12 protein-coding genes and 1 tRNA gene are annotated in these 7,814 nt (G+C 49.7%); 3 read left to right on the forward strand and 10 right to left on the reverse strand.

Annotated elements, in window-relative coordinates:
• The first annotated feature begins 166 nt into the window (after positions 1 to 166).
• Positions 167 to 430, forward strand: a complete 264-nt coding sequence (locus tag ENN68_01690) for a hypothetical protein (protein ID HDS44804.1) — start codon at positions 167 to 169, stop codon at positions 428 to 430.
• A 203-nt stretch (positions 431 to 633) separates the two neighbouring features.
• Here ENN68_01690 and ENN68_01695 read toward each other — a convergent pair whose 3' ends face one another.
• Both ENN68_01695 and ENN68_01700 read right to left on the reverse strand, forming a co-directional pair.
• Positions 634 to 969, reverse strand: a complete 336-nt coding sequence (locus ENN68_01695) for a histone family protein (GenBank protein ID HDS44805.1) — start codon at positions 967 to 969, stop codon at positions 634 to 636.
• 150 nt (positions 970 to 1,119) lie between these two features.
• Positions 1,120 to 1,578: a hypothetical protein gene (locus ENN68_01700; protein ID HDS44806.1), complete on the reverse strand. Its 459-nt coding sequence runs from the start codon at positions 1,576 to 1,578 to the stop codon at positions 1,120 to 1,122.
• Positions 1,579 to 1,826: 248 nt separating this feature from the next.
• On the opposite strand from ENN68_01700, the gene ENN68_01705 reads away from it, so the two are divergent.
• The gene (locus tag ENN68_01705; protein HDS44807.1) at positions 1,827 to 1,979 is read left to right on the forward strand and encodes a DUF2080 family transposase-associated protein; all 153 of its coding nucleotides are present in this window, start codon (positions 1,827 to 1,829) and stop codon (positions 1,977 to 1,979) included.
• Entirely contained in the window at positions 1,976 to 3,052 is a 1,077-nt protein-coding gene (locus tag ENN68_01710) for a hypothetical protein (GenBank protein ID HDS44808.1), read from the forward strand. The genes ENN68_01705 and ENN68_01710 overlap by 4 nt, the downstream gene beginning before the upstream one ends.
• Positions 3,053 to 3,436: 384 nt before the next feature.
• Here ENN68_01710 and ENN68_01715 read toward each other — a convergent pair whose 3' ends face one another.
• The 8 genes from ENN68_01715 to rpmC form a co-directional block, all read right to left on the reverse strand.
• Positions 3,437 to 4,216: a class I SAM-dependent methyltransferase gene (locus tag ENN68_01715; protein ID HDS44809.1), complete on the reverse strand. Its 780-nt coding sequence runs from the start codon at positions 4,214 to 4,216 to the stop codon at positions 3,437 to 3,439.
• A 67-nt stretch (positions 4,217 to 4,283) separates the two neighbouring features.
• The gene (locus tag ENN68_01720) at positions 4,284 to 5,699 is read right to left on the reverse strand and encodes a hypothetical protein (GenBank protein HDS44810.1); all 1,416 of its coding nucleotides are present in this window, start codon (positions 5,697 to 5,699) and stop codon (positions 4,284 to 4,286) included.
• Positions 5,700 to 5,984: 285 nt separating this feature from the next.
• A tRNA-Leu gene (locus ENN68_01725) sits at positions 5,985 to 6,067 on the reverse strand.
• 43 nt (positions 6,068 to 6,110) lie between these two features.
• Positions 6,111 to 6,509: a 50S ribosomal protein L14 gene (locus tag ENN68_01730; protein ID HDS44811.1), complete on the reverse strand. Its 399-nt coding sequence runs from the start codon at positions 6,507 to 6,509 to the stop codon at positions 6,111 to 6,113.
• Positions 6,510 to 6,616: 107 nt separating this feature from the next.
• On the reverse strand, positions 6,617 to 6,934 hold the full coding sequence (locus tag ENN68_01735) for a 30S ribosomal protein S17 (protein ID HDS44812.1): 318 nt from the start codon (positions 6,932 to 6,934) through the stop codon (positions 6,617 to 6,619).
• A 120-nt stretch (positions 6,935 to 7,054) separates the two neighbouring features.
• Positions 7,055 to 7,333 carry a ribonuclease P protein subunit gene (locus tag ENN68_01740; protein HDS44813.1) on the reverse strand — a complete coding sequence of 93 codons (279 nt, stop codon included), beginning with the start codon at positions 7,331 to 7,333 and terminating at the stop codon, positions 7,055 to 7,057.
• A gap of 23 nt (positions 7,334 to 7,356) precedes the next feature.
• Positions 7,357 to 7,656, reverse strand: a complete 300-nt coding sequence (locus ENN68_01745; GenBank protein ID HDS44814.1) for a translation initiation factor — start codon at positions 7,654 to 7,656, stop codon at positions 7,357 to 7,359.
• 5 nt (positions 7,657 to 7,661) lie between these two features.
• Positions 7,662 to 7,814, reverse strand: a 153-nt coding sequence (rpmC, locus tag ENN68_01750; protein ID HDS44815.1) for a 50S ribosomal protein L29, incomplete at its 5' end; no start/stop codon positions are given.

Genomic DNA, 7,814 nt, shown 5'->3' on the forward strand with positions numbered 1-7,814 from the left:
GAGAGCACGAAGAAGCGTTACAGGACGAATCGCGGCGTACTCTCCTATCTCGCACAGAAAATGGCGTACTGGACGGTGAAATTCGGACGGTTACCTCAACCCCCAATTTGTTGACAGACCCAAATACCTACTATATTTAAATAGCCTCGACACATGTTGTGACAGTATGGCAGAATATAAATGCAAATATTGTGGTGAGACGTTCGAGAAGCCCCTTGACCTAGCGCGGCATGTGAGGATGAAGCACAAGCGTGCAACGAAACGCGCAAAGAAAGTGGCTGAGAAGGTAGCACCTGCTGAGCAGATGAACAAGACGATCGAGGCCATCGGCGTGTTGAAGGGTTTGCAGGTATCGCCGAACCTGAGTGCAGAAGAGAAGAAGCTACTGGGCGAAGTAACGAAGACCTTTGAGGGGCTTGTACCAAAGTAACGGCTCGTTCACGGTCATAGGATCCTGAACTCAGTTCTACCTCTCTGAGGAGTGGGTACTCCGCTCCTCCAGTTCTTTTACCTTTACCCGTAACTCTGCGATGTCTTTCTCCAGCTCTACGAGGATCGACAAATAGACCGATTCCATCGGATCGAGCCGCGGGTCGTACCTCGCGGCGCATGCAAGACCGCGTGCCTCGTCTATCAATCGATGGAACGCCTCCCCGCCCTCTTTACGCAGCGCTCTGAACTAAAGCGCGAACGGGTCTGAACGGGCATTAAGAACGGTTGGATAAATATCCGTATCCGTACCTGGCTGGCCGGATAGTTCAGATACATGCTCACCGGTAATTGTAAGATGTCCTCTGCCTGCACGGTCTTTCGACCGGCGTGCTTCGCGAGCGCGACGGCTTTCTTTGCAACCTTAGCGCCGTCCGACTCAAGCAGCGTCGCCATCGCTTCAGTACCGTCTTTGCTCACTCGTTCGGCTCCTGCGCTCTTAAGCAACCTGGTCACAGGTGCTTTTGGTAATAGAGCCATTTTTATCACGGTGATTGGGTAATGAACGGAGATATATATAGCCTTAGGTCTTTGCGCCACTCAGGGAGACTCGTAGCCGATGCGATTGGTTCTTAAACTGCTGATCTGTAACTGTCACCGATGGGTTAGGCGACACGTCATTATCTCGTTTCAGTACTCCGTTGATGGTGGTCGGAGCCAGTTCCTCCTCTTCCACTCCTGGTAGTAGCGTGGTTCGGAGAAACAGCGCCATGGTTTAAAATCAGCACACTCCGCAGGCCAGATACGTCCACCGCGATTTGGGCGTGACCAACCAAATTCAATTTCTCTATCGCAGCAACAGCACCGCACATACCACTCTTCGCTCTCTTCATCGATCACCCATTCGGGCCCGTCAGATTCATCACCTTCAACATCTACATCATCTTCATCATCTGCATAATCGTTATCATGACCAGATTCTACAATCCCTTTATCATACCATTCAATGTGATGCGCATGATCTAATTCGCCCACTTCACTATACGTCTCGTAATAAGTACCACACCGGATGGTATATGAATATTCAACGTAAAGCTCATGTGAGCCACATTCTTCACAGGTAAAAAAGTATTTTTTATCCTTATTCATAACCTGGCGATTCTCCATGCCCGACACACCTACCATAAGTACGTACCAACAACCCCTATGGTACTTAATTTCTAACCCTATTTAAGCTTTTTGCTAGGGACAGTATCTCCGAAAGGATGAGCTAGTGGTTGGTACCGTCGGCTCCTGATATTTTCAGGCGTGTTCCATCTAAGATGCGTTGACGAGGATTGAGCGTTAGCGTCCACCGAGAGTAAGGTTTTTATATTGGGATATCTTTAAGATATCCTATGAAAAAGGTTCCGATCCAAGCGCAGAGCCATCTTGAGCTTGATGGGATTCAGGGGTTCTTCATACGGAAGGTAACGAAATTCGGGAACAGTGCCAAGGTCGATTGTCCCAAGGAATACCTTGGTCGTACCGTCTACCTGGTGATCGTATGACGCCAAATCGAGATAGGATATTTCGGACGATAACGATTCTTGATACCTTCGTTAATCACTGTCTCGATCTAAAACCAAAGGGGCCGTACCTTTCTGGATTCGAGTACAACCGGGATTTATTGAAAGCCGCAATGGCAAATACCTATCTCGAGACAGTAGGATCAACGGCTGATTCCTTTCATCTGGCCATAAAGGCTGTTCCATTTTCGAATTTCTACTGGGAATATCTCAAAACAGTTAAAATCATAGGACAAAGGTTCAAACTCGATGATCAGGATGTTGTTCTTGCAGTTGACTATACCGATGAGGATTTTTATGGAGAAGTACAGGGGTTTTGGATTCAAGGGTGGACTGGAAAATATGCAGTAATGGGAAAGTTCAAATTCCTCACCGTAGCAGTGGTGAGTTCTGATATCCCTCAAAGGATACCTTTAATCTCGATACCTATTCATTTAGGGCACGATATGGCCAAGGAAGTCTGTTTTTGTCTCTCTCTTGTTCAGGTATTGGTCAGTTCAATCAAACTCATCCTCTTCGATAGGGGATTTTACAGCAAAGATCTCATGACGACTCTCACAAATACTGATTACCCTTACTTGATCTTCGTTCCAAAGAACGAAAAAGTAAAGACAGAACTTGCCGAGATGGCGGATACCGAGCGAAAGAAGATACATTATGAGTTCGAGCTGATAAAAGATAAAACGGTGCTTCATGGCAAGACCACATTGGCGCTATTGAAAAAGATAATAGATTCTACAAACGGCAAGACTTTTGATTGGGCATTTGCCACAAACCAGGAAGAGATCGATCTGGACTATATCATTCCTACGTACAAAGGGCGATGGAGAATTGAGACGGGTTTTAGAGTTCAAGACGAAGCTCGTATAAAATCAAAGTCAAAAGAGATGAAAATAAGGTTCTTTTACTTTGTTTATGAGCAGATGCTCCAATTGTTGTGGACAACGCTATATAAGGAGGAACTGAGCTTCAAGGCCTTTATCATAGAGCTATATGAGATGAGCAACGAAAGAGTTGCACGAGCTAAGAGGAAATCAGCGAGGGCCACCGCATAGATACCCGTGAGCTATCCGGTGCTAGGCCATTGAAACATCCGGGGTTCAGTGGCAGTATATCCACCTCAACGTTTTCTCCTCAAAAAGCAGATGTTCAGCTTGGGTTTTCCTACTATGGCTTTAGATTCGGAGATACTGAGGGAGACGGCCCTTTCTTCTCTGCTACTGCCTTACAGTTACTCCGTGAGGAATCCGCCTTGTCGGCTGCAGCCTTCCCGAGACGGGGGTTTAAAATGCAACGCGGTAAGAGTGCGCGGTGATTCTCTGTATAGCGGACATGAAGAACAGGTAAACAAGGATCCAGTGACGGCTGCTCATGAAAGAGAATCACTATACGTGCTTTTTTGGTGTCGAAGCTCGTAACTGATTTTTTCACGTTTGCGCTTAATCTTCTCGGTCTCCGGTCTTCTCCGCGATGACGAGCATTTCAAAATCTTCCGGAGTCAGTTTATCGTTTCGTGAGAAAGCACCCAGTTTTGCGCCGAAAATAGCTATCTTTTTGTACCCCAGGGTCTCCAAAAGCCAGGTTATTTCGCTGGGCACATAATAACGCTCGTTACAGTTGAGTTCTTTTTTGTTCCCCGCGTCGTCTTCGAATACCGTGGTATTGTGATCGCGAAACGTCATCAGATCAAAGGTGTTGCTCTTATAAGTCGCGTTACCCTCCTTGCCTTCGGAGGCGCAGAATTTTTCCACGGAATGATAAAGCGGGAACAATCCGTTCAAGGTCGTAAATATGAACTTCCCGGTAGCTTTCAGCGACCTGGTCGCGTTCTTGAGTATCTCGAAATTCATGTCATCGGTTTCCATCAACGGGAACCCGCCTTCGCACAGCATTAGTGCGAGATCGAATTCTCCCTGGAACGGAAGATTTCTCGCGTCACGTTGTTGAAAATCGATCTTCAACCCCTGTTTTCTCGCCTTTTCTTTCGCGCTCTTCAGCTGCGATTCGGACAGATCGATCCCGGTAACAGTGTAGCCCCGTTTTGCCAGTTCAACAGCGTGCCGGCCTGTACCGCAGCCGATATCGATGATTTTAACTGCTTTGTCGTGTCCTATTTCCTGCTCAATAAAATCACATTCGCCAATCGTTCCCTGCACAAAGACCTCTTCATCGTATTTCCGCGCGTAGTTTTCGAATAGCGATTCATACCATTGTTTCATGTCTGTTTTTCTCCTATCAAGCCCATACGCTATAGAGAAATTGAGTTATTTCAAACCTTAACTCCGCTCATTTAGGGAATACATCAACCCCCATCTTCGCTTCGAGCTCAGCGACTTTTCTTGGAATCTCAGAGATTACCTCCCGCGTCCCGTCGGTGAAGAGATACACCTTGGAGAATTCTTCAAGCAGGTCAGCAGGCGCGAACCTTTGGAGCAGCCCGGCCTTTTTGAGCTCCTTCTCGAGCTTACAGTAGCCGTAGAGGGCCAGGAAGGAGATGAAAAGATGTCCGAAGACGCTCTCATCATCCTGGAGATACATCCAGTCGGCGTTTAAGACGTTTTTATAGCTGTCAAACTGCGTCTCTACGCGCCCGCGCTGCTTGTACATCATGAAAATATCTTCTCCCACCCGATCCAAACTCGAGAGGATGAGGATCCTTCCCGCGTTTTTTCGCCCCTTTTCGAACTCCTCGCGGGTAATTTTACGCTCGTCAAGTCGTTTGTACAGTGTCTTCTCCTCTTCCATCCGCAGCACAGCGTCCTCGAATAGGTAGAGGAAATACGCCTCTTGCCGCTGCTTTCCATACCTGATCAGCCGTTCGTGGTAGAAGAAGTGCTGGGTGAGGTGAATACTTATCTCATAGAGCGCGCTGTTTCTCTTTGCAGGGAGAAGAAAGGCTATTTCGCGTTGAAGCAGAAACGCTACCACGTCCTCAGAGAAGAAGCCCCGGTCGAGGAAGAGGATCTTTTTATCGATATCAACTTCGCTGAGTGAGGTGGTGAGCGTGGTGATATCCTTCACTGAGCCCGGTAGCGCCCGAATCATGGTTGGCAGGCCGGTATCTACCGCGTAGAGGAGCGTAATCTGGATCTGTGGAAGGTAAAGGTGATCTTTATGGTAGCCCAGCTCGGCGAAATTAATGCCCGCAGACCGCGTGAAAACGACGCTCAGATCGTAGACGAACTGCCATCCGTTCCTCGCAAGCTCTCTGAAGATGACGCTCTGCCCACTCCGATCGGCACCCACATCTCGCAACACCGCGGCAAGCAGCTTCGGGCTGAGCCGCGGCGTGAGCTTATGCGGATCGTAGAGCCGCTCCCAGACGTTTTCTACCCGGTTCAAGGGCGTCATGCCCAGCATGCGGGTAATCGCGAGCGCGTAAATCTCCTGCCAGTACTCGTCAAAGCTTTCTCTGAGTAGGGGGAGGATATCACCCATCGCGTGATGGAGCAACAGGGCATTGCCGTACTGTCGTATGCTCTTTGGCTTGAAACTGGGGGTTTCACGTTCTCGTTTGATAAATCCCCGCTCCTTATCGATTTTACCGAGATAGACAGATCGTTTCCTTCTTTTCTTCGCTTCCTTATCCCAGACGGTAGTGGAGCGGTAAACGTAGTAGGAGTTTCCAAAGTGCTTTATTTCGATACCCCGCACACCATCTTCTCGCTTCTTTTGAACCCACTCATGGGCCCACGCTTCCATAATATACCCTATTAGGGCATAATATAAAAAGCCTGTGGTCCCTTCTCATAAGCCACCAGAAGGTGAATGCCAACGTGAGACTGCCCACTTATTGCGGGTTATTCCCTAAAGATGGAAGAGTAAGGTTCAAACGTAAAACAAGAGCATAGCTAACTAAATCGCTTCTGAATTGTACCGCCTTCTAACTATTGAATCACTTGTTACCGGGGCTAGTATTACTACCACTTCTCAGGAAACGGTAGAACAGAAAACCAGAGAAAAAGCTCAGAATTGGTTAATAGCAAATGCGGGGGGCAGGATTCGAACCCGCGAACCCCTGCGGGAGCAGATCTTGAGTCTGCCACCTTTGTCCACTCGGTAACCCCCGCTTCGTATGCTATATATTGATCCTACCTATCTATCCAAACTCAGCTAAACGATGATCGCCGCAGCCGACGCGATCTTCGAGAACCGCTCCACCGCTTCCCTGGCCACGGGTCCGCGAATCTCCGAGCCCTTCGGCATGCCTTTATCATCCACGATCACGGCCGCGTTATCCTCGAACTTCACCCGCAGCCCCGACGGCCGCCTGAACTCCTTTCGCTGGCGCACAATTACCGCTTTTACGATCTGCTTCTTGATCTCTGGCCTGCCTTTCTTCACCGAAACAATGACCACATCACCGATGCCCGCCTTCGGATACCGGTTCTTCACGCCGCGATACCCCTTCACCGCAATGATCTGCAGGACCTTCGCACCGGTGTTATCCACGCAGTCTAACCGCGCACCGGTCGGCAAAGCCCGCGGTATCTTCGCCTTTATCCCTTTCATTTTTCTTCGCGCTCCCTCGCTCGTTCGTTCTTATATTTCTTTCCCGTGGCAGGTTAAAAGCTTGAGTCGCGTGTGTGCGTGTGTGCGTGTGTGCGTGTGTGCGCACCTCACCGTTTCTCCACCACGACGAAGCTCTTGGTCTTGCTCAGCGGTCTGCATTCCGCGATCTTCACGATATCGCCCACCTTCGCATTGATGCAGGGCGGATTGTACGCGTGTATCTTCGACTGCCGCTTCTCGTAGCGATCATATTTCGCGATCTTCTTCAGGTACGAGCGCAGCACCACGACCGTCTTCGGCGCCTTATCGCTGACCACCTCACCCTCCAGGATCTGACCACGTACTGGCAAGGTCCCATGAAATGGGCAGTTGATATCGTCACATTCCTTCTCAGGTGCCTTCACATTGAGCCCTATGTCTCTCATTTCGCTTTCTGTTCCTCTACTATACACCCTCTCTTCTCTATTCCTTATCTACTTTTGACCAGAAAAGTACGAGTCGCGCGGACTGACCGACCTGTTCCGGAACCCGCCTGTTGTGGGACCTTACCGCTTCTTGATCCGGTCCTCAGGCCGTGCAACGAGTCGATCGCCCTTCACGCGCACGCGCACGCGCACGCCGCGGTCAAGCGTAAAAACAAACCAGTTACTCGCTTTCGAGACGCTTTTCTCCTCTTGCTGCGCAGTCTCAATGACGAGCATGTTGCGCGTCTCATTGACCACCGTTCCGCGCAAACCGACAAGTGTGCCATTCGTGCTCTCGTCCACCGCGATCTGCAATCCAATGAGCTCATGTTGCAGGAGATTACCGGGCCTGAGCTTCATCTATCTCGCTCTACGTACCGCACTCAATCCTCGCCCTCGAGGAAAAACCCCATCTCACGGAGTGCGTCCTTGGTCCCCTTCCTCTGATCGCCCTGCAACTCGATAACGCCTTCTTTCACCGTGCCGCCGCAGGCGAACTTCGATTTGAGCTCTTTCGAGAGTCCCTTCAGATCAACCTCCTTCCCATCGATCCCGTCGATTACCGTATTTACCTTCCCAAACTTCTTCCTTATTGTATAGACCCTAACGATTTGCTGCTCCTTAGCGATCTCTTTACAAATGCATAAATCAAGCGGCAATCCACACTTTTCGCAGATCTCCATGCAGCTTAGCTCCTCTTCGCTTTGCTCGCCCGCTTCACGTCAGCGCTTGCGACCGTTGCTGCTGCGCGCCGCTCCTCACTCTGGACTGTCTTAATCCGCGCGATCGTTCGTCGTATCTCACCCACTCGGCCGGGGTTGTCCGGCGAGCCACCGGTGGC

The sequence above is a fragment of the Methanomicrobia archaeon genome (assembly GCA_011049045.1).
Taxonomy (GTDB): domain Archaea; phylum Halobacteriota; class Syntropharchaeia; order Alkanophagales; family Methanospirareceae; genus JACGMN01.